The following is a 22,410-nucleotide window of genomic DNA, read 5'->3' on the forward strand; positions in this document are numbered from 1 at the left end:
CGACTTCACCCATTCAGCTTGCCGCAAATTGTAGCAGCGGCGTCATATCGGTCCTCCGGACTTGCCCTAGGTTTCCCCTTCCTGGCTTGACACCGATCTGCCCCAACTCCGACACTTTAAATTGTACTGACTGTTCAGTTTATTTTTAAGGGGTTTCTAGTGCCCGATACTCCACAAACAGCAAGAGAATTCGCGCGTGAAGGGATGGAGCGTCTGTTCCAGGCGCAGCGGTCAGCCTTTGCCGCCGCGCCCTACCCAGCGCTGGCCGACAGAAAGCAGGGCCTGCGGCGCTTGCGCGATGCAGTTCGCAAGCACGCCGGCAGCCTGGCGCACGCGGCGGACCGCGACTTCGGCGGACGCGCCCATGCCGAGACGATGATGGTCGACGTGCTGCCGTCCGTGCTGCACATCAACCACCTGCTCGGCGGGCTTGGCCGGTGGATGCGACCGTCGCGCAGGAGTGTCGAACTGCTGTTCCTCGGGAACAGCGCCAAGGTGGTGTATCAGCCGAAGGGCGTGGTTGGCATCGTGGTGCCCTGGAACTTCCCCGTCTATCTGGCGCTCGGGCCACTGGCCACCGCGCTGGCGGCAGGCAACCGATGCCTGATCAAGACCTCGGAGTTCGCGCCCCGGACCTCTGCCGCGCTACGCGCCTTGCTTGCCGAGGCATTCACCGAGGACGAAGTCGCCATCGTCGAGGGCGACGCCGACGTGGCACGCCAGTTCACCGGCCTGCCGTTCGATCATCTGGTGTTCACGGGCTCCCCCGAGGTCGGCCGCCACGTAATGCGTGCCGCCGCCGAACACCTGACGCCCGTCACGCTCGAACTCGGTGGCAAATCGCCTGCCATCGTGTCGTCCAGCGCGAACCTGGCAACCGCTGCACGGCGCATCGCCCACGGCAAGACGGTCAACGCCGGTCAGATCTGCGTGGCGCCGGACTACGCCCTGGTGCCAGAGGCGCTCGCCGGCCGTTTTGCCACGGAAGTGCTGAACGCATCCGCGGCGCTGTTCCCCACGGATCGCGACGACTACGCAAGCATCATTCATGACCGCGCCCGCCAGCGCATGAACGATCTGCTCGACGACGCGCGTGCCCACGGCGCGCAGGTCATGCGCGCGGCCATGCCCGAGGATGGACGCCGCCTGCCGCTTCACGTGGTACTCGGCGTAACGCCCCGGATGCGCATCGCACGCGAGGAAATCTTCGGCCCGATTCTGCCGGTCTTCACCTATCGCGAATTCGAGGACGTCGTGACGCACGTACGCGGCGGCACGCGACCGCTCGCCATGTACTACTTCGGCGACGACAAGGCCGAATCCACCACGCTGCTGCAACGCACGCACGCGGGCGGCGTCACGCTGAACGACTGGGGCTGGCACGTGCTGAATCACGATCTGCCGTTCGGTGGCACCGGCACGTCCGGCATGGGCAACTATCACGGCGCCGAGGGCTTCCGCGAGCTATCGCACGCCAAGGCCGTGTTCTCCGAGCGGAAGTGGTTCCCGATCGAATTGTTTCATCCGCCCTACGGCACGTTCATCCAGCGTCTGACGCTGCGGATGTTCCTGGGCCGGCCCTCTGCAGCGCCTCCCGTGCAAACCGAAGCCTCGCCAGTGACGGCATCCCAAGACTAATTCCCAAGCTCCCAAGAACAACATCATGGATTTCGACTACGTCATCATTGGCGCGGGTTCGGCTGGCTGCGTGCTGGCCAACCGTCTGAGCGCCGACCCTTCCGTGCGCGTCTGCCTGGTCGAAGCCGGCCCCGTCGATCGCTCTCCGCTGATCCATACGCCGGCTGGCATCATCGGCATCCTGCCGACCCGACACGTCAACTGGGCATTCGAGACAGTTCCGCAGCCAGGACTGAAGGGCCGTCTCGGCTACCAGCCGCGCGGCAAGACGCTTGGCGGCAGCAGCGCCATCAACGCGATGATCTACATCCGCGGCCACCGCACCGATTACGACGACTGGGCGGCGCTGGGCAATCCCGGCTGGTCCTACGACGATGTGCTGCCCTGGTTCCGGCGCTCCGAGGATTACTTCGGCGGCGCCGACACCTATCACGGCGCCGGCGGCGAGCTGACCGTGAGCGCGCTCGACGCCCATCCGGCCACGCACGCGTTCATCGAAGCCGGCCGCAAGAGTGGGCACGCCGTCAATGCGGATTTCAACGGCGCCGAGCAGGAAGGCGTTGGCCACTATCACGTGACCATTCGCAACGGCCGGCGCTGCAGCGCATCGGTGGCGTTCCTGCATCCCCTGCGCGACAAGCGCACGAATCTCACCGTGCTGACGGGCGGCCATGCCACCCGGCTGATCCTGCGCGGCAACACGGCGGAAGGCGTCACGGTCCGCGTGAAAGGCCGTGATGTGGAACTGCGCGCGCGCCGCGAGACCATCGTGGCGGCCGGCGCGTTCGGCACGCCCCAACTGCTCCAGCTTTCAGGCATCGGCGACGAAGCAGACCTGCGTCCCCACGGCATCGCCGTCCAGCACGCGCTGCCCGGCGTCGGCAAGGGGCTGATCGACCATCCTGACTACATCCTGCCCTTCAAGAGCCCCGACAAGTCGCTGATGGGCATGTCGCTGCACGGCGTGGCGGCCATGACGAAAGCGTTCTTCGAGTACCGCAAGTCGCACACGGGTCTGCTGGCCAGCAACTTCGGCGAGGCCGGCGCGTTCCTGCGCACCGATCCGACGCTGTCGCGGCCCGACGTGCAATTGCACTGGGTCACCGGCATCGTGGACAACCACAACCGCACACGCCACGCGGGCCACGGCATGAGCTGCCACGTCTGCGTGCTGCGTCCGAAGAGCCGCGGCACGGTCGGCCTGAACTCGGCCAATCCGCTGGAGCCGCCGCGTATTGACCCGAACTTCCTCAGCAACGACGACGACGTGACGACGCTGCTCAAGGGCTACAAGCTCTCGCGCGAGATCATGCATGCGCAGCCGCTGGCCCGCTACGCCGGGCGCGAGCTGTACGTGAAGGGGGTGAGCAGCGACGACCAGCTCGTCGACCTGCTGCGCCGCCGTACCGACACCATCTACCACCCAGTGGGCAGCTGCCGCATGGGTAGCGACGACATGGCCGTGGTCGACCAGCGCCTGCGCGTGCGCGGCATGGAACGACTGCGCGTGGTCGACGCCTCGATCATGCCGACGCTGATCGGCGGCAACACGAATGCCCCCTCGATCATGATCGGCGAGAAGGGTGCCGCGATGATCGCGGAAGACTGGCAGGGCCGCGCGGCCGCCTGACTGCGCTTCGCAACGCCGCATCACAAAGCCAAATAGCAAACCCGCAAAACAAGAGCCCGAGAAGGAGACTCCATGCAACGCAAGACCGCCGTGATTCATGCGGCCATTTCCCTGCTGGTGGGCAGCCTGTTCCCGATGACCGCCATGGCCGCGCCCATCGAGACCACGGCAACCAACGACGCAACGGCCGCCACGCGCGATGCCAATGCGGACGTACTGAAGCGCCTGCCTTTCGCCAACCGGCAGGACTTCGAGGATGCCCAACGCGGCTGGGTCGGATCGCTCGACAGTGGCGAGATCCGCAGTGCCGATGGTCGCGTGGTCTGGAACCTCGACGCCTATGCCTTCCTGCGTGACGACGCCTCGCCCGCCTCGGTCAATCCGAGCCTCTGGCGCCAGGCGCAGCTCAACCTGAAGCACGGCCTGTTCAAGGTCACCGACCGCATCTATCAGGTGCGTGGCTTCGACCTCTCGAACATGACCATCGTCGAGGGCGACAGCGGCCTTATCGTGATCGATCCGCTTCTGACCGCCGAAACCGCCCGCGCGGCAATCGACGTCTACTACAAGTACCGCCCGAAGAAGCCCATCGTCGCGGTGATCTACTCGCACAGCCACGTGGACCACTTCGGCGGCGTGAAGGGCGTGGTCAGCCAAGACGACGTCAAGGCGGGCAAGGTGAAGATCTACGCGCCCGAAGGCTTCATGGAAGAAGCCATCAGCGAGAACATCTTCGCCGGCAATGCCATGAGCCGCCGCGCGCAGTACATGTACGGCGCCCTGCTGCCGAAGGGCCCGCAGGGGCAGGTGGACGCCGGCCTCGGCAAGACCGTTTCGCTCGGCACGATCACGCTGATCCCGCCCACCGACCTGATCGGCAAGACCGGCGAAACCCGGACGATCGACGGCGTGCGGATCGAATTCCAAATGGCTCCCGGCTCCGAGGCGCCAGCCGAGATGCTGATGTACTTCCCGCAGTGGCGGGCACTGTGCGCAGCGGAGGACGCCACGCATAACCTGCACAACCTCTACACCATCCGCGGCGCGCAGGTGCGCGACGCCAACCAGTGGTGGCGCGCGCTTGACGAAACCATCGACCGCTACGGCAACCGCACCGACGTCATCTTCGCGCAGCACCACTGGCCAAAGTGGGGCCAGCAGAACATTACCGGCTTCCTCTCGCGGCAGCGCGACGCCTACAAGTTCATCCACGACCAGACACTGCGCCTGGCCAACCAGGGCTACACGATGACCGAGGTAGGCGAGCGCGTGAAGCTGCCGCCGTCTCTGGCCAGCCAGTGGGACCTGCGCGACTACTACGGCACGGTGAACCACAACGCCAAGGCCGTCTACCAGCGGTACCTCGGCTGGTACAGCGGTGACCCGGCCGACCTGCACCCGCTGCCACCGGAGGAATCCGCGCAACGCTACGTGCAGTACATGGGCGGCGCCGACAAGATCCTGGCGCAGGCCAGCAAGTCGTACGCCCAGGGCGATTACCGCTGGGTGGCGCAGGTGGTCAAGCATGTGGTCTACGCCGATCCGTCAAACCAGGCGGCCCGCAAGCTCGAGGCCGATGCGCTTGAACAGCTCGGCTACCAGACCGAGGCCGCAAGCTGGCGCAGTGCCTATCTGGTGGGCGCCTACGAGTTGCGCAATGGGGTGCCCAAGCTGCAGGGCACCCAGACTGCCAGCCCGGACATGATCGGGGCCATGACCGACACGATGTTCCTGGACTTCCTGGCCGTGCGTCTCAATGGCGAGCGTGCCGCCGGCCACGACCTGAAGTTCAACTGGGTGCAACCAGATACTGGCAAGCGCTATGCGCTGTCGGTGGAAAACGGTGTCTTCCTTTACAAGCCGGAACGCCAGTTCGACGACGCCGGTGCCACGTTGACGATGTCGCGCAGCGCGCTGATCGGCTCGCTGCTCGGCCAGACCACGCTGCCCGCGGAACTCTCGGCCGGGCGCGCCAAGGTGGACGGCGATCCGGCCGTGCTGAAGTCATGGATGGGAATGCTGGACAAGTTCGACCCGCAGTTCAATATCGTGACGCCTTGATGCCGTCTGGCACCGCCATCCACTGAACCGCTAAACCGGCACCCGGCCCTCTTCCAGGAGCCGGGTGGCGGCCCCCGCGCACGGCACCCGCGCAGGTCGATTGGCGCCTGCTGTCATCACGGCGCGTGCAGAACCGCCATCCAGTCAATTTGGCAAATTGCGCTATTTATCTTTGACTTAATCAAATACTGCATTGAAAGTGACTGGCGCGCGGACCGTTTGCGCTCTCGCGTTTTCCCACAGGCAGAACCCGTGCGACGGCTATCCCCGGGGGGAAATCGACCTGCCATACCGCCCGCTTCGGACATCCCTGTCTGCGAAATCAGTATCCGAGCGTTTCATAAACAATTCACTTCACACCTTCAATAAACTGAATTCCGTTGATCTCACTCAGCAGCGATACTTCACGAGACTTATGCGCCATTGCAATTTGCACCGGAGGCACTTTCATGAGGCGATCTGAAATGAGAAAGACAAGAATCGGGGGACTGGCAACGCTTGCCATTGCCGCTGCCGTACTAACATTGGCGGGTTGCGGCAAGCAGGAAGAGCCCAAGACACCGGCAGCGCAAGCACCGGCCGCGCAATCTTCCGCCGAAGCGCCCGCTGCGCCGCCGGCCGCCCGCGAGAATCCCCCTGTCGCCGCGAATGCGCCGGAGTCGGCAGCTTCCGCGCCGGCACTGCCGCCGGTGGCCAATTCCGGCAAGAAGCCGAACATCCTGGTGATCTTCGGTGACGACATTGGCCAGACCAACATCAGCGCCTACAGCCATGGCGTGGTTGGCTACCGCACCCCGAACATCGATCGCATCGCCCGCGAGGGCATGATGATGACCGACTACTACGGCGAGAACAGCTGTACCGCTGGCCGTTCTACCTTCATCACTGGTGAAGTCGGCTTGCGTACCGGCCTGCTGAAGGTTGGCATCCCCGGCGCGACCGTGGGCCTGCAGGCGCAGAACGCGACCATTGCCGAAGCGCTGAAGCCGCTTGGCTATGCCACCGGCCAGTTCGGCAAGAACCACCTCGGCGATCGCAACGAATACCTGCCGACCGCGCACGGCTTCGACGAGTTCTACGGCAACCTGTATCACCTGAACGCCGAAGAGGAACCGGAGCGTCCGTACTATCCGAAGAACGATGCGGCCTTCGTGAAGGCGAATTCCCCGCGTGGCGTGATCCACTCGTTCTCCGACGGCAAGGTGGAAGACACCGGCCCGCTGACGCGCAAGCGCATGGAGACCATCGACGACGAGACCACGGCAGCAGCCATCGGCTTCATGGAGAAGCAGGTCAAGGCGGACAAGCCGTTCTTCGTGTGGATGAACACCACCCGCATGCACTTGTTCACCCATGTACGCGAGTCGATGCGCGGCCAAAGTGGTATGCCGGGCAACGAGTACGCGGACGGCATGCTCGAACATGACGCCGACGTGGGCAAGCTGCTCAAGACGCTCGACGACCTGAAGATCGCCGACAACACCATCGTGGTCTACACGACGGACAACGGCCCGAACCAGTTCAGCTGGCCGGATGCGGCAACCACGCCGTTCCGCAGCGAGAAGGACACCAACTGGGAAGGCGCGTTCCGCGTGCCGGCGCTGGTGAAGTGGCCAGGCCGCATCAAACCGGGCACGGTCTCCACAACGATGATGTCCGGCCTTGACTGGTTCCCCACGCTGCTTGCGGCCGCGGGCGATACCGACATCAAGGAACGACTGCTCAAGGGCACCAGCCTTGGTGGCAAATCGTTCAAGGTGCACCTGGACGGCTATAACTTCCTGCCGTACCTGACCGGGCAGACCAATACCGGCCCGCGCCAGGACTTCTACTACTTCAACGATGACGGGCAACTGGTCGCCTATCGCTACAACGACTGGAAAATCGTCTTCTGTGAGCAGCGGCAGCCCGGCGGCTTCCAGGTGTGGTCCAACCCGTTCACCTGCTTGCGCGCGCCCAAGGCGTTCAACCTGCGCATGGACCCATACGAGCGCGCCGATACGGTATCCGATCAGTACTATGACTGGGCCACGAAGAACGCCTACCTGATGCAGTACGGCGTCTATCGCGTGATTCCGTTCCTTCAGACGTTCAAGGACTATCCGCCGAGCCAGCGTCCCGCGAGCTTCAGTATCGACCAGGCGGTCGAGCAACTGATGAAGACGCTGGACAAGACGCCAGCCAAGTAACACGGGATAGCGTCTGACACCACCGGCCGGCTTCCGCCTCGCGGAACGCCGGCCGGTGGCATTCTGGGCAGGCAGAAAACACGCAGGAAGTCTCGTCGCGCCTAGAATGGCGGCTTTCCGCAAGCGGATTGCGGGTCGTTCCGGGGAGACCCCTCATGAAGCTCCATCAATTGCGCGCGTTGGCCGCCGTCTCCGAGACGGGCAGCATGCAGGAGGCATCCCGCCTGCTCCACGTCACCCAGCCAGCGCTGAGCAAGGCCATCAAGGAACTGGAAGCCAGCGTGGGCGCCGCGCTGTTCGTGCGCACGAACAAGGGTGTGCAACTCACACCATACGGGCAACGACTGGTCGGCCATGCCCGCCTGATCAGCGAGAACGTCAGACGCGCGCGCCAGGATCTCGAGGACATGAAAGGCACGGTGGTCAGCGAGATCACCGTCGCCGTCACGCCGGTCACCGCCCTGCTGCGCCCGGCGGGCGCCTGCATCACGGCATTCCGGCGCGATTTCCCGAGCGCGCAGTTACGCGTGCAGGAAATGCGGCCGGCGCAAATGCTTGAGCACCTGCGCGAAGGCACCATCGACTTCGCGCTGACGTCCCAGTCCCTGGCCAACGCGCATGGCCTCGACTGCGCCCAGGCTTGCCACGTGCCGACGTTGATTGCCGGCCGCAAGGATCATCCGTTGCGCAACACGCGCTCGCTCGGCGCCTTGCTGGAGGCGGAGTGGCTCGTACTCGATCCGCTCTCAGATACCGGCACGCCGTTTCATCAGCTCTTTGCCATCAACGGCATGACGCTGCCGTCGCGCGTTGTCGAATGCACGTCGATGACCCTGGCGCTGGAGATGTGCCGGCAGAGCGACCTGCTGGTGCTGCTCTCCGAGGAATCCCGCCGCAGTCGCTATCTCGTCGAAACCATGGACTTCATCGACGTCGACGAGACCATGCCGGACCGCACCATCGCGCTGGTATCGCGTGACCGCCACACCCTCACCTGGGCGGCGGCGCGGCTGCACGATGCCCTGCTGGACGCCTTGCGCCAGGAGTTTCCCACGGCGGACTAACGCCACCCCGTGATTACCAACGCTCATACCCATGAAAAAAAGCTGCGTGCGCCATGGGTGCCAGGCCCCTAAGATCGTCCGGTCGAACAGAAACCCATAAGAACACGGGCAGCCATTCAGCGACTGCCCGGACGGACCACCACGAGGAGCCTCATGAACGAAGCCACCGTTTCGCTGGGCAGCGATGCCGCAGCCAGCGTTGTCGCGCCCGCTTCACGCACGCAGGGCCGCCGCGCCGTCATCGCGGCCGCCATCGGCAATGGCCTGGAGATCTACGACTTCACGGTCTACAGCTTCTTCGCCGCCACCATCGGCCGGCTGTTCTTTCCCGCCAGCAGTCCGCTCGCCTCGTTGCTGCTTTCCTTTGCGACGTTCGGTGCCGGCTTCGTGATGCGCCCACTCGGCGCCGTGCTCATCGGCAACATGGCCGACCGGCGGGGCCGCAAGGCCGCACTGACGCTGACGATCGGCCTGATGACCGCCGGCACGGCGCTGCTGGCCTTCACGCCGGCCTACGCCAGCATCGGCGTGACCGCCACTGCGCTGGTGGTGGTGGGCCGTCTGCTGCAGGGCCTGTCCGCCGGCGGCGAGGTTGGCGCCGCGTCGGCGCTGCTGATGGAGTCGACTGGCAAGCACCGGCGCTGCTTCGCGGTGAGCTGGCAAGGCGCGAGCCAGGGTGCTGCGGCATTGCTGGGCGCGCTGACCGGCGCTGCGGTCTCGGCGCTGCTGAGCCCCGAAGCGCTCCAGTCATGGGGCTGGCGCGTGCCCTTCATGCTCGGCCTGCTGATCGCCCCGGTCGGCATCTACATCCGCCGGCATCTGGAAGAGACCCAGACCGAGAACACCGCCCACGCCGGCCTCATGACGGTGGTGCGCGAGCATCGCCGCACGCTGATTCTCGGCGTGCTGCTGATGACGAGCAGCACGTCGTCGATGTACATCATGGTGTTCTACATGCCGACCTATCTGGTCAACACCGTGCACATGCCGCCCGTCACCGCGTTCCTGGGCGCCTGCGTGGCAGGTCTGACGATGCTGGTCATGTCACCGCTGTTCGGCTTGCTCGCGGACCGCTTGCCGCGCCGCAAGCCGCTGCTGATCGCCAACAGCATTGTCGCCATCAGCGTGATGGTGCCCAACTTCGCGCTGCTGTCTTCTGGCCCGGGGCTGCCGTTGACGCTGGCCTGCATCGCGTTGTCGGTCACGTTGAGTTCCGTAGGCGGCGGCGCGGGATCGGCGCTGATGATGGAATCGCTGCCACGCCATCACCGCGCCACCGGTATGTCGATCATGTACAGCGTGGGCGTGACCGTTTTTGGCGGCTTCGCGCCGCTGGTGGTCACGTGGCTGATTGCCACCACGGGTAGCCGCATGGCGCCGGTCGGATACATGCTGTGCGCGTCGCTGATCAGCTTTACTGCGCTTCTGCTGTTCCCCAGCCATCCGGGCCGCGATTGAGCACCGCCTCGAAGATGCCCACGATTGCCCCACAACGCTCAGCCCCATTCATCATGACGACCACACCCATTCCCGCCGCCATCTCGTCCGCAGCCAGCCGCTTTGCCGAGCTGCGCCATCGTATCCACGCGCACCCGGAGCTCGGGGCCGACGTGCCGCGCACCGCCGCCATGGTGGCCGGTCTGCTGCGCGAGTGGGGCTACGACGTTCATGCCGGGATTGGCGGCCACGGCATCGTGGCCCAGCTCAAGGTTGGCAACGGCCCGCGCCGCATCGGCATCCGGGCCGACATGGATGCGCTCCCGCTGCAGGAACGCACCGGCTTGCCCTATGCCAGCGAAGTACCCGGCCGTATGCACGCCTGCGGGCATGACGGGCACACGGCCACGCTGCTGGCCGCTGCCGAGTATCTCGCGGCCACGCGCAACTTCGATGGCACGCTGAACCTGATCTTCCAGCCGGACGAGGAAGGCATGACCGGCGCCCTGTCGATGATGGAGGATGGTCTCTTCGAGCGCTTTCCGTGCGACGCGATCTACGCATTCCACAATGCGCCGGGCCTGCCGGTCGGCATGGCCGTGGTCCAGCCTGGCGCGCAGGGCGGATCGTCGGACCGCGTGACCGTGACCTTCCGCGGCAAGGGCGGGCATGGCGCGATTCCGAATCGTGCTGCCGACCCCACGCTGGCGTTGGCGCACACCGTGGTGGCCCTGCAAGGCATCATCGCGCGCAACGTGGCGCCGGTGGATGCGGGCGTGATCAGCGTGGGCCAGATCGCGGCGGGCACGACCTACAACATCATCCCGGAGACCGCCACGCTCAAGCTAAGTGTGCGTGCCACGTTGCCCGAGGTCCGCAAGCTGCTGGAGGAACGCATCCGTGCCGTGGTCACGCATCAGGCCGCGTCGGCCGGCGTCGAAGCCGAGATCGACTACCAGCATCTGGTGCCGGCCATCCGGAACACGCCGGCAGAAGCGGCGATCGCGCGCGAAGCCGTGGCCAGCGTGCTCGGTAATGACAAGGTCATCCAGGTCCCGCCCTCGACGCAGATGGGCAGCGAGGACTTTGCCTGGATGCTCGAGAAGGTACCCGGCTGCTATTTTGTGCTTGGCAACGGCACGGGCGAGTGGGTAGGTTGCTCGGTGCACAACGACGGCTACGACTTCAACGATGCCCTAATTCCGCTAGGCGCCGCCTGCTGGGTGGCATTGGCAGAGGGCTATCTCAAGTAGCCATCGTCACGGCCTGCCCGTCTCGCAACCTGGCCGCGAGACTCAGCAACGCTGCCTCGAAGCCGCGCAACATCGCGGTGACGGTGCGGTCGGCAGGCTGTTTCCGTGCGATGGCTGCCGCGACGTGGCGGCGAATCAGCGCGGCCTGCGCGTCGATGAACGCCAGGCAGCGCAGACGATCCGGCTCGGAGCCCGCCGCGATCACGGCTAACACCGGTGCCAACGCCAGCGTGCGATATCCCTCCACGGGCAGGGCGGCGATGCCGCCGGGCGCGGCCAGCAGTTCCGGCAACAGGAGCCGGAACACTGCATTGCCCCACTCCGCCTTCTCCGCGGCTTCGGCGGCGCGCCGTTGCGCCAGCGCTGCCGCGTAGGCCGACGACGTGATGCGCCCATCCCGCACCAGTTCCTGATAGCCATCGCGCATGCCTTCCGATATACAGTCCGCGCCGATATAGGCCGCACCGTTTCTCCGGCTGGCCAGCACAGCCGACTGCAGCGCATCGGGTGTCCACGCATCGAGCGGCACCACGGCGCAAGTGGTTGGCCGCGTGGCGTGGATGGTGCAGAGATTGTCATTGCCAAGTGCCGGACAGGAGGCCAGCGATGGATAGTCGACACCCTGAATCGCCAGCATGAGACTGTCACCGCCGGGCAAGACATGCCCAAGCATGGCCGCCAGATCACGGGCGTCCGGGTGCGACGGGCGCACCCGCCGCAACGACAGGCAGCCGATAAAACGGTCCTGATGACGGAATAACTCGGCCATCGTCAAGAGCGGCGACGAGTTGCAGCATTTGCCGCACGCGCTGCAATGGAATGAAAACGTCCGTTCGTGCGTCACGGCGATATCGGCCAGCTTCACCACGGACGACGCACCGAATCGTTGAAGCGCGCCAGGATGAACGTCTTGACGGGCTCGGAATGCAGGCCGCGCACAGTCGGCGCCAACCACGGCGCATCGCGATCACGCGCGCGGATGGCGAGCACATTGGCAAAGGGCACACGCGCGTCCTCCATGCCGAGCGCGTCGCGCGCGGGCGCGAGACCGGCTGCCGATGCCGTGGCAAACGGAAGCGCCACAAGCGCGGCGTTGTCGAGCGCGGCGGCAAGCTTCGCCTCCGCAACGGCACGCCAGCGCAGCCCGCGCCGGTTCTCCACGATATCGGTAGTGCGCGGGCTCAGTCCCGCATCGGACGATATCCGGATCAGGCCGTAGCCTTGCAACAGAAGCAGGGCACGCCCCTGCGCGGACGGCTCGACAGGTAACGCGACAACGGATCGCGGCGGCAATCCGCGCAGATCGGATAGCGTGCGCGAGTACAGCCCCATCGGATAGGTGACGGTATGGGCCACGGGCAGCAGGCCGCTGCCGGCCCGAGCCAGCGACGGCCCATCCTGTGCGATGTTTGCTTCGATCCGGCCCGCGGTCACCGCCGCATTGGCCTGCGCCACACTGGCAAAACGCACGGTCTCCAGCCGCACGCCTTCGCGCAACGCCGCATCGCTGGCCGCGCCAACCAACTCGCTGTCTGGTTCCGCGACCACGCCGATACGCACCGTGTAGCACGGCTGGACAGAACCGGATGCCGCCGTGGCAGATCCTGGCGATGGCAATCCCATCGCCAGCAGAGCCGTCAGTACGCCGCGCCGGTGGATGTGAATCTTCTCAGCCATCGCGCAGCACCGTCCGGAAGCCGATATGCGACGTCGGCAGGTCGCTTTCGGCAGACTCCCGCGCCGAAGCACGGTAGCGCACGCAAAAGTCCGGCGCGCACAGGAACGATCCGCCCTTGATCACACTGGTCGCGGCCGGCTTGCGCGGCCGTGACGCTGCCGCCACCACTGCCGTATCGCCATTGGCGTGCGACTGGCGCGGGCCAGTGTAGGCGTCGCCAGTCCACTCCCAGGCGTTGGCGATCATGTCGAACAAGCCGAGCGCATTGGCCGTGTAGCACCCCACCGGCGCGAGCCCCGCAAACCCATCGCGCGAGGTATTGAGCACCGGAAACACGCCCTGCCAGTAGTTGGCGGTGGGCGTTCCATCGGCCGTTTGCGGTGCCGTCTCCAGTCCGGCATCGCTACGTCCCGCCTTGGCCGCGAACTCCCATTCGTCCTCCGTGGGCAGGTCATGGCCGAGCCAGTTCGCATAGGCCCTGGCGTCGGCCTGCGTGACGAGCGTCACCGGCTGGTTGTCACGTCGGTGATCGTAGCCATGCGGATTGGCAGCGTCCGGCCCTTCCGGATGCCGCCAGTTGGCGCCCGTCACCATCGTCCACCACGCGTAGGGCCGTTGACCCAGTTCTGCGTCGGTCGGCTTGTGGAAGACCACCGCCGCGCCCTGGCGCTCGGCATCGGTGACGTAGCCAGTGGCCTGCACGAACGCCGCGAACTGGGCCACCGTCACCTCGGTACGGTCGATCCAGAAACTGCCGACGCGCGCTTTTCCTGCTGGCCGCTCGTCCGGATAGCCAAGCGTGGTGCCGGGCACGAACTCACCACCCGTCACCCGGGCCATGCCAGCCGTCCGCGACTTGCCCCAGCCGGCTGGCAAACCCGAGTAGGCGGCGCATCGCTGCACCGTGCCGAGCGTGGCGCCGCCAAGTATGGCGCCCCCCGGCACCGCATGCACGCCCAGCGACGCGATAGCACCTACCGCGAATGCCAGCCCAGCTACCGCCAGCGGCGCTCGCCAGCGTCCCCTGTTTCGCAACACGTTCACGACCATGTCCACGGGTTCCGCGATGTCAGTAGATCATGCCCGGTACCTTGGGCAGCACCGCGCCCACGCGCGCGGCGTAGTCGTTCCACTTGGACTTCAGGTCGCCCAGCACATCCGGGCGCTGCGCTGCGAGGTTGTTCGTCTCGCCGCGATCGGCGCGAATGTCGTAGAGCGTCCATTCGCCGTCTGCCGGGCCGAACGGTGGCTCGATCCATACGGCCTTCCAGTTGTCGCTATAGACATAGGTGCGACCGTACAACTCCTCGGAAAACGTGGTGCGCGACGGGCCGGTTGCCTTGCCCTGCAGCGTCGGCAGCAACGACAGGCCGGTGATCGGATAGACATTGCGGCCGTCGTACACGACCTTGCCCGCATTGCGGTCGATCCCCTTGCTGTCGTAGAGCGGCGTGGCCGGATTGGTCGGCGCGCTGACACCGGCGAGGTCCAGGAACGTCGGCGCCAGGTCCACCACATGGGTGAAGCCCGTCACCCTGCTCTGCGGCTGCGCGGGTGCCTTGCCCGCCAGCTTGACGATGGTCGGCACGGAATGTCCGCCCTCTGACGGGAACGACTTCCACAGCTTGAATGGCGTGGCACTGACTTCCGCCCAGCGCTGGCCGTAGTCGATCGTGGCCGTGCCCTTGTAGGCCGGCGTGCCGAGCGTGGGGAACACGGCCGGGTCGGCGTTCTTCGTGTCGTAGTCCTGGTCGTACTTGCCGCTGAACTCGTAGTAGCTGGCTTCGGGGCCATTGTCGGACTGGAACACGATGACGGTGTTCTCGTACTCGCCGATGTCCTTGAGGTGCTGCACCAGCCGGCCAACGTTGTCGTCCAGGTTCTCGACCATGGCCGCGAAGATTTCCATGTAGCGGGCCTGCGCCTTCTTCTGGTCAGCGGTCAGGCTGTCCCACTTCTTGTTCGCGTTCATCACGCGGGTATCCACACCGCCTTGCGCAACGCTGCGCGTGGCGCTGACGTACGACGCCTGAGGCGTGCCCCAGTTCGCCGTGGCCGGCGTGACGGCGACTGTTTCATCACGACCCGGATTTGGCGTGAAGTCGGCCGGGATCAGGCCGAGCGCTTTTTGCCGGGTCAGCCGCGCGACGCGTATCGGCTCGTAGCCCGCGTCATAGACACCCTTGTAGCGGTCGATATAGCCTGCCGGCGCCTGCAGCGGCGAGTGTGGCGCCTGGTAGGTCAGGTAGGCGAAGAACGGTTTGCCATCGGCGTTCTTGCCCGTGCTCGAGTCGATGTACTTGATGATCGTCGAGGTATAGAAATCCGACGAGAAGAAATTGGTTGTGTTGGGCGTGACGTAGTGATCGTCCTCCACGTAGGCGGTCGCGCCGTTACGGCCGAAGTGATCCCCTCCGCCGCCGAGCAGCGCGTAGCTCTTTTCGAAACCCCACGAGACCGGCGTCTGCCCCGGTGCCGATGTGCCAACCGCCGCGCCCTGGTTCGTCGCGTTGGGCAAGCCACTGCCAAGGTGCCACTTGCCGGCCATGTAGGTGTGATAGCCACCGTCCTTCAACAGTTGCGCGATCGAGAGCGCGCGATCGTTCAGGTAGCCCTCGTAGCCGGGAATGGGTTTGCCGTTCTCGTCCACGTAATTGGGGTCGCTGTTCGCCATCGTGCCCTGCCCGACCAGATGATGGTCCGTGCCGGAGATGATCATCGAACGCGTCACGGCGCACACGGCGGCGGTATGGTGATTGGTCAGGATGCGGCCATCGCGCACCAGCGCGTCAATGTTGGGCGTGCGGATCTCGCTGCCGAACGCGCCCAGGTCCGAGTACCCGAGGTCATCGGCCATGATGAACAGAATATTGGGCTTCTTCGCCACGACCTGCGGTGGGGTGGTGACCGGCGTGCCACTGTCCACGGCCAGCGTGCCGCTATCGGTGCCATCGCTCCCGCAACCTGCCGCCAGCGCCACCGCGCCCAGGCAAAGGGTGGCCAGCGCGCGTCGCACCGGTTGTGGGAAGGCAGCCGCTTTCGTTCTTTTCATATGCGTCTCTCGCTTCAACGTCGGGGTTGAGAAAGAGAGCCATGCTATGAATCACACCGGCTTCACAGAACGAATGGTTTCGCATATGCATTGTCGAAGCGCGCCAATACACGGCCGGAAGCGGGCCCGACGGCCGTATCAGCGGGGCTTGATAGCGTTTATGCGTGATCGTGGATCCGGTGTGGCGAAGGGGTGGCCATCGTTGGCTGACGCGTCGATTCCCCGCTTGACCACCATGCTAAGATCTCCCCGTTCAGCCTCCACGGCTCGTCCCGCAGGACCGATCACAGCGCCCCTGAAACGTCCAGACGCACCTACAGCCGGACCATGCGTCGTCCGGCAAGCACACGAGAGACTGGGAAGACCAGCGACGTGATGAAGATTCCTCCGCTCAACCCATTGAAGGTCTTCGAGGTCGTGGCCAGGGCCAAGAACCTCACGACCGCCGCCAACGAACTCCGGGTCAGTCAATCGGCAGTGAGCCGTCAGATCGCTGTGCTGGAGGAATACCTGGGCGTCCAGCTCTTCACCCGCGAACGCATCGGCGTAAAGCTGACCGAGGTTGGTGAAGCCTACGCGCGGCGCATCGGCCCGGCGTTCGAGCAAATCTCGGAGGCCACCAAGTTCGTCACCCAGAAGTACTCCGACAACGTCATTCGCCTGCGCACCTACACCACGCTGACAGCGCGATGGCTGATTCCCAGGTTGCCGCATTTCAAGCTGCAGTACCCCGACGTCGAAGTGCTGATTACCAACAGCAACGCGCCGCTCGATTTCGGCACCGAGCAATGCGACCTGGCGATCGTTCTCGGTGATGGCAACTGGCCAGACGCCGAGGCAACGCTGCTGCTCGAGGATGTCATCGAACCCGTCTGCTCGCCCGCGTTCCTGGAATCCTTCCATGGCAACACGGAGCAGTTGCTGGAATCGCTGCAAAGCAAGCGTCTGCTGGTTTCCAAGTACCGCAAGGATGACTGGCCGACGTGGCTCGCGCACGTCGGCATGGGTCACGTGTTCGACAAGGCCGAGAAGATGGTCTTCAGCAGTTCCATCCTCACGTGGCAGGCGGCCACGGACAACCTTGGCATCGCGATCGGCCAGCAGCACATGCTGGACCCCGACCTCAAGGCTGGACGGCTGATCTGCCCGTTTGCAAAGCCGCTGCGTACCGGGCGGGGCCACTATATCGTGACACCGTCGGTGCAGCGCTACTCGGGCAAGATCGAGGCCTTCAAGGAATGGCTGGTGCATGAGGCCCGGGAAAACAGGCCCATGGCACCAGGCTGATGCTTTATGGCGCCAAGGCCGGCTGATTCGGCCCCTTGTCGGCCCCTTACCCGCGCCGAATCATTCGATACACGACCGGGTAGTAGTTCTGGGCATAGCCACTGGCGGTAGCCTGATCCAGCAACGCGGCAGTCGCTTCGGCCACAGCGGGCCGGATCTCCGATGCATGAGCGAGGCTGAGCGCTAGGCGCATGTCCTTCAGCGCATAGGCCGCCGGGAACATCTTCTCCGGAAACTCGTCACGGGCGAGGTATTTTTCGCCGGTCAGCCGCAACGCGAAAGAATCGGCCGAGCCAAGCTTCAGCACGTTGGCCAGCATGGTCTTGTCCACCTGTGCCGCTTCGGCGATGGCCATGGCTTCGGCCAGCGCATTAACCGTGGAGAGGAGGACCATGTTGTTCATGATCTTCACGACCTGCCCAGCGCCAATCTCGCCACACCGTATGACGTCCGAGCCCATGCATCGCAGCCAGGGCAAGACCGCATCGAACAGGTCATCGGGGCCACCAACGGTGATCAGCAGCGTGCCATTGTTGGCCGCTTCGCGGCTGCGTGCCACCGGTGCGTCGAGAAATCGCACGCCGTGGCCAGCCAGCCGCTCCGCAAGCGCCCGCGTGCGCGCGACGTCGCTGGTGCTCATGTCCACGACGGTACGCACCGAGCCCCCCGCCACGATCAGCGGCTCCGGGCCAAAGCAGACGTCCTCCACCTGATCAATCGACGGCAGCGAAAGGAATACCGTGTCGGCAACCTGGCGCAGCCGCGCAATGTCCGAGGCCACCGCCCCAATCGCCGCGAGCCGCGCGACGTTATCCGCGTTGATGTCCGCCACATGCACGGAAGCGCCGGACTTCTGCACCAGATTCCGGCACATGCCCTCGCCCATCACACCAACGCCTACGAACCCCAAGACCGGAGACACAGTAGTCGTACTCACGATGCCACCCCCTGTCGAACACACTTGATGCGGAGAAACTCCTGGATGCCTTCGATACCGCCTTCGGAACCAAGGCCGCTGTCCTTGTGTCCGCCGAATGGCGTCTCCGGCAACGAGGCCTGCCACTCGTTGATACAGACCACGCCGCTGTCGATCTCCTGCGACAGCCGATGGGCACGCTGCAGGCTGTTGGTATAGGCGTAAGCGGCAAGTCCGAACGGCAACCGGTTGGCCTCAGCAATGGCGTCGTCCAGTTGATCGAAGGAACTGACCATCGCGATCGGGCCGAATGGCTCGATCGTCGCCGCGTCGCTATCGACGGACGGCTGGAGAATGACCGTTGGCTTGTAGAAAAAGCCCTCCGTCCCGGCACGTTCGCCCCCCGTGGCGACGACCAGACCACGTCCACGCGCATCCTGCACCATTCGATCAATCGCCTCGAGTCGGCGCGCGTTCTTCAGCGGCCCCATCTGCGTGGCGCTATCGAACGGGTCGCCCACCTTCAGCGCCTCTGCCGCCCGGACGAACTTCTCGCAGAACGTCTGGAAGATCGGCGCCTGGATCAGGAAGCGTGTGGGCGAGGTGCAGACCTGACCGCTGTTCCGGTACTTGGTGGCGACGGCCATGCGGACTACGCGATCGACGTCGACGTCATCGCAGACCACCACGGGTGCATGCCCGCCAAGTTCGAGCGTCGCGCGTTTCATGGTCTCGGCAGCCTTGGCGCCGACGACTTTGCCCACCGATGTCGCGCCGGTGAACGTTACCATCGCGATGCGGGGCGACCTGCACAGGATATCGGCGACCTCGCCCGGATCGCCAAACACCATGTTCACCACCCCGTCGGGAATGCCGGCGTCCTGCACCACGCGAGCGATCAGCAGCGCAACCCCGGCGGTTTCCTCGGATGGCTTGATGACGATAGTGCAGCCAGCCGCCAACGCGCCGCTGATCTTGCGCGAAGGGGTGATCGCTGGCGCGTTCCAGCCGGCAAACGCGGCCACGGGGCCCATCGGTTCCCAAACGACTGTTTGCGTGATGCCCTCCGAACGCGCCGGAATCGTGCGCCCATAGATGCGGCGCGCCTCCTCGCTGGCCCATTCGAACATCTCCGCGGCCGTCACCACTTCCTTCTGGGCTTCACCATACGGCTTGCCGAGTTCCCGGGCGATCTGCTCGGCGATGGTATTGCCGCGCTCACGCATCAGCGTGGCCGCGCGGCGCAACAACGCGGAACGCTCCATGGCCGAGGTCTTGCGCCATGTCCGGAACGCCTCGGTGGCGGCCGCAACGGCCTCTTCCACGTCGGCCCTGGAGGCATACGCGTAATCGCCCAGCGACTGCCCGTTGGCGGGATTGATGACCGAATAGCGCGTTTGCGCCGTGCCTTCGCGGAATTCTCCGGCGATGAATTGGGAGTATTTCATGTCAGTCGATCTTGATGTTGGAAGCCTTGATGACCGATGCCCAACGCTCGGTCTGCGACTTGATGTGGTTCGTGAACTGCTGCGGTGTGCCCGTCATCGGGTACTGCTCCAGACTGGCCAGACGCTCGACAACATCCTTGCGGGCCATGATCTCGACAACTGCGGCATTGAGCTTGGTGACAATCGGTTGCGGCAGTCCTGCCGGTGCCATCAGGCCATTCCACGGCTCCGCGGCAAATCCCTTGAAGCGGTCACCGAGCGTCGGCACGCCCTCGCCGCCCAGGCCGGAGCGCGCGCTGGCGGAGGCAAGAATGCGGAGCTTCCCTGCCTTCACCTGCGGCAGTGCGACGGCACCGGCAAGAAAAGCAAAGTCGATGCGCCCGGCCACCAGGTCCGTCACCGCTGCCGAATCGCCTTTGTAAGGCACATGCACCGCATTGATCCCTGCATCGCGCTTGAACCACTCGCCTGCCAGATGATTGACTGCCCCGCTGCCAGCCGAGGCGTAGCTCAGCTGGGCCGACGGCTTGCGGCCCTGTGCAAGCAATTCATCCAGTGACTTCATCGGCGATGCGGCTGGCACGACCAGGAAGTAGGGATAGCTGGCGACGAGACTGATCGGCGTGAAATCGTGGATCGAGTCATAAGGCGTCTTCTGCAGCAGAGGAATGATCGACAGCGTGCTGCTGCTGCCGAACATCAGCGTATAGCCGTCTGGCGCAGCCCGCTTGACCAGCGTGGCGGCCACCCCGCCCGATGCGCCGGCACGGTTGTCCACCAGGAAGCTCTGCTTGAATTTCTCGGTCAACCGCTCCGCGAGGATGCGGGCGACGACGTCGGTAGGACCGCCGGCGCTGAAGCCCACGACAATGGTGACCGGCTTCGACGGCCAGTCATCCGCTGCGGTGGCCGGCGCGGTCCAGCCGGTGGCGATCATGACGCCGAGCGCCATGACTCCGGAAAGTAGTGTGCGTTTGTTCTGCAAAATCACGTGCGGTCTCCTCATGTATGAAATTGGGGGTCAGGCAATACGGAAGGCAAAGCCTTCGTCGCCTTCTCCAACTGCTGCGGCTGGGTAGCGGATGCAGACCTGCGGGTCATGGCCTGGGACGATGTGCTGCTCGCTGTCAGCCAGCGCCAGGATTCGCTCGTAGCCCGTGAGCATGTCTTCCAGACTGTAGATGGCGGGGAACGGATTCCTTCTGGCCAGGTTCTCGTAGTAATGCAAGGCATCCGACGCGAGCACGACCCAGCCTTTGGCGGTACGCACCCGTACTACCTGCAGCCCATCGGTATGTCCGCCTATCCGATGCATCTCGATGCCATCACGCAGCGCATGAAAGCCGTCCACAAGTCGTACGTTGCCGCGATAGAGACGGCGGATCAGGATGGCGATGTCGTCGGTCGAGAAGAAGTGGTTCTGCTTCGGATCGCACATGCAGTCGCCCGTGGCATAACGCACTTCGCGGTCCTGCACCCAGATATTGGCCGCCGGGAACTGGTCGATGTTGCCCGCGTGGTCATAGTGCAGATGGCTGACGACAACATCGCCGATGATCTCTGGTGGGTAGCCAAGACGGCGGATGGCCTCCATCGGTGTCAGGAGATATTGCCGATTCCTGGCGAGTGCGGAGGTGGCGCTGAAACCCGTATCCACCAGCACCGTTGCGTCGTGCCCCACCACCAGCCAGACAAAGAAGTCGAGCGCCATCGGCGCAGCGGGATCGCCATCGACCGGATGAAGGAAGTTGCTCTGACGCGCGCGATCGGCGGTGGCGTACTTCAGCGCGAACACCTGGTATGTCGTGCTCATGCGAACCGCCTTGCCAGCCGTTGCACCAGCGTCTGAAGCTGCAGAACGACGCCACCGCGGAATGCCAACACGCAAACCACGAAGATGACACCCATGATCACGGGCACGAGCGCATCCAGCTCACCCGCCAGCGCGTGCTGCACCAGCACCATGATGGTGGCGCCGAACACCGGCCCGATAATGGAGCCGATACCGCCGAGGATCATCATGATGACGCCGTCGGTGGACAGGTGCCACGACACATCCGGCAAACTGGCCAGGCCGAAGATAACGGTCTTCAGGCTGCCCGCGACGGCGGCAACCCCGGCCGACAGCGTGAACGCAAGCACCTTGTAGCGGTTCACGTTGTAGCCGAGGGAGACGACGCGTTGCTCGTTGTCCTTGATCGCCCTGAGCACCTCACCGTAGGGCGACTCGATGACGCGGTACACGCCCCACCATACCAGCACCACCACGGCCAGCACGTAGTAGTACAGGACATGGTTATCGGCCAGATCGACGACACCGAGGAACGCACCGCGCGGCACGCCCTGATAGCCGTCCTCATTGTTGCTGAACGGCGCCGCCACGAGAATGAAATACACCAGCTGGGACAGCGCGAGCGTGATCATCGAGAAGTAGATCCCCTTGCGGCGGATGGCGAGCGAGCCCGACAGGAATGCCACCCCCATCACCAGCAGCACGGACGCGATCAGCGCGATCTCGGGCGTGAGGCTCCATTCCTTCATCATGTAGCCGGTGGCGTAAGCCGCGATGCCGAAGAATGCCGCGTGTCCGAAGGACAGCAGCCCGGCATAGCCGAACAGCAGATTCAGCGAACATGCGAACAACGCCATACAGGCCAGCTGGGCCAGCAGCACCGGGTACAGCCACGCTGGCAGCACGATGGCGAGCGCCAGCACCATCATGACGATCCACTTCTCACTCGAACTCGCTTTCACTGC

The 22,410-nt window shown here is 64.8% G+C and carries 17 protein-coding genes; 8 read left to right on the plus strand and 9 right to left on the minus strand.

All coding sequences use genetic code 11. The features are described from left to right. Nucleotides 1-159 precede the first annotated feature (159 nt). From K6G35_RS17585 to K6G35_RS17615, 7 genes are all read left to right on the plus strand, one after another. Nucleotides 160-1,638, plus strand: a complete 1,479-nt coding sequence (locus K6G35_RS17585; RefSeq protein WP_495676820.1) for a coniferyl aldehyde dehydrogenase — start codon at nt 160-162, stop codon at nt 1,636-1,638. A 25-nt stretch (nt 1,639-1,663) separates the two neighbouring features. After that, complete coding sequence (locus tag K6G35_RS17590) at nt 1,664-3,268, plus strand: GMC family oxidoreductase (RefSeq protein WP_495676821.1); 1,605 nt, start codon at nt 1,664-1,666, stop codon at nt 3,266-3,268. 72 nt (nt 3,269-3,340) lie between these two features. Further along, nucleotides 3,341-5,329 (plus strand): alkyl/aryl-sulfatase, encoded by a 1,989-nt coding sequence (locus tag K6G35_RS17595; RefSeq protein ID WP_035880911.1) that lies wholly within the window; start codon nt 3,341-3,343, stop codon nt 5,327-5,329. Nucleotides 5,330-5,793: 464 nt separating this feature from the next. Beyond that, a complete protein-coding gene (locus K6G35_RS17600) occupies nt 5,794-7,518 on the plus strand; it encodes an arylsulfatase (protein WP_234706911.1) in 1,725 nt (574 codons plus the stop codon). 155 nt (nt 7,519-7,673) lie between these two features. Next, a complete protein-coding gene (locus K6G35_RS17605) occupies nt 7,674-8,582 on the plus strand; it encodes a LysR substrate-binding domain-containing protein (RefSeq protein ID WP_008641330.1) in 909 nt (302 codons plus the stop codon). 153 nt (nt 8,583-8,735) lie between these two features. Beyond that, nucleotides 8,736-10,040 (plus strand): MFS transporter, encoded by a 1,305-nt coding sequence (locus tag K6G35_RS17610; RefSeq protein ID WP_008641329.1) that lies wholly within the window; start codon nt 8,736-8,738, stop codon nt 10,038-10,040. Between the two features lie 53 nt (nt 10,041-10,093). Further along, on the plus strand, nt 10,094-11,272 hold the full coding sequence (locus K6G35_RS17615) for a M20 aminoacylase family protein (RefSeq protein ID WP_051705282.1): 1,179 nt from the start codon (nt 10,094-10,096) through the stop codon (nt 11,270-11,272). Here K6G35_RS17615 and K6G35_RS17620 read toward each other — a convergent pair. Genes K6G35_RS17620 through K6G35_RS17635 form a run of 4 tightly spaced genes read right to left on the minus strand, consistent with a single transcriptional unit; the run spans nt 11,265 to nt 16,002 of the window. After that, nucleotides 11,265-12,140: a YkgJ family cysteine cluster protein gene (locus tag K6G35_RS17620; protein WP_495676822.1), complete on the minus strand. Its 876-nt coding sequence runs from the start codon at nt 12,138-12,140 to the stop codon at nt 11,265-11,267. The genes K6G35_RS17615 and K6G35_RS17620 overlap by 8 nt on opposite strands. Then, entirely contained in the window at nt 12,134-12,949 is an 816-nt protein-coding gene (locus tag K6G35_RS17625; protein ID WP_035880902.1) for a MetQ/NlpA family ABC transporter substrate-binding protein, read from the minus strand. Before K6G35_RS17625 ends, K6G35_RS17620 begins: the two co-directional genes overlap by 7 nt. After that, nucleotides 12,942-14,000: a formylglycine-generating enzyme family protein gene (locus tag K6G35_RS17630; RefSeq protein ID WP_035880900.1), complete on the minus strand. Its 1,059-nt coding sequence runs from the start codon at nt 13,998-14,000 to the stop codon at nt 12,942-12,944. The genes K6G35_RS17625 and K6G35_RS17630 overlap by 8 nt, the downstream gene beginning before the upstream one ends. 19 nt (nt 14,001-14,019) lie before the next feature. Continuing rightward, complete coding sequence (locus K6G35_RS17635; RefSeq protein WP_495676823.1) at nt 14,020-16,002, minus strand: arylsulfatase; 1,983 nt, start codon at nt 16,000-16,002, stop codon at nt 14,020-14,022. Nucleotides 16,003-16,377: 375 nt separating this feature from the next. Here K6G35_RS17635 and K6G35_RS17640 point away from each other — a divergent pair, with 375 nt between their 5' ends. After that, entirely contained in the window at nt 16,378-17,289 is a 912-nt protein-coding gene (locus tag K6G35_RS17640; RefSeq protein ID WP_008641323.1) for a LysR substrate-binding domain-containing protein, read from the plus strand. 46 nt (nt 17,290-17,335) lie between these two features. On the opposite strand, the gene K6G35_RS17645 is transcribed toward K6G35_RS17640, so the two are convergent. From K6G35_RS17645 to K6G35_RS17665, 5 genes are read right to left on the minus strand one after another with little or no spacing between them, the layout of a single operon-like run. Further along, on the minus strand, nt 17,336-18,211 hold the full coding sequence (locus K6G35_RS17645) for an NAD(P)-dependent oxidoreductase (RefSeq protein WP_080709615.1): 876 nt from the start codon (nt 18,209-18,211) through the stop codon (nt 17,336-17,338). Nucleotides 18,212-18,222: 11 nt separating this feature from the next. Further along, entirely contained in the window at nt 18,223-19,653 is a 1,431-nt protein-coding gene (locus K6G35_RS17650) for an NAD-dependent succinate-semialdehyde dehydrogenase (RefSeq protein ID WP_008641321.1), read from the minus strand. Nucleotide 19,654: 1 nt separating this feature from the next. Beyond that, nucleotides 19,655-20,644, minus strand: coding sequence for a Bug family tripartite tricarboxylate transporter substrate binding protein (locus K6G35_RS17655; RefSeq protein WP_008641320.1), 990 nt, complete (start codon nt 20,642-20,644; stop codon nt 19,655-19,657). Nucleotides 20,645-20,674: 30 nt separating this feature from the next. After that, complete coding sequence (locus K6G35_RS17660; RefSeq protein WP_008641319.1) at nt 20,675-21,466, minus strand: N-acyl homoserine lactonase family protein; 792 nt, start codon at nt 21,464-21,466, stop codon at nt 20,675-20,677. Beyond that, nucleotides 21,463-22,407: a branched-chain amino acid ABC transporter permease gene (locus K6G35_RS17665; RefSeq protein WP_234706910.1), complete on the minus strand. Its 945-nt coding sequence runs from the start codon at nt 22,405-22,407 to the stop codon at nt 21,463-21,465. The genes K6G35_RS17660 and K6G35_RS17665 overlap by 4 nt, the downstream gene beginning before the upstream one ends. Nucleotides 22,408-22,410: the final 3 nt, after the last annotated feature.

This window comes from Cupriavidus sp. HY129, assembly GCF_059492215.1.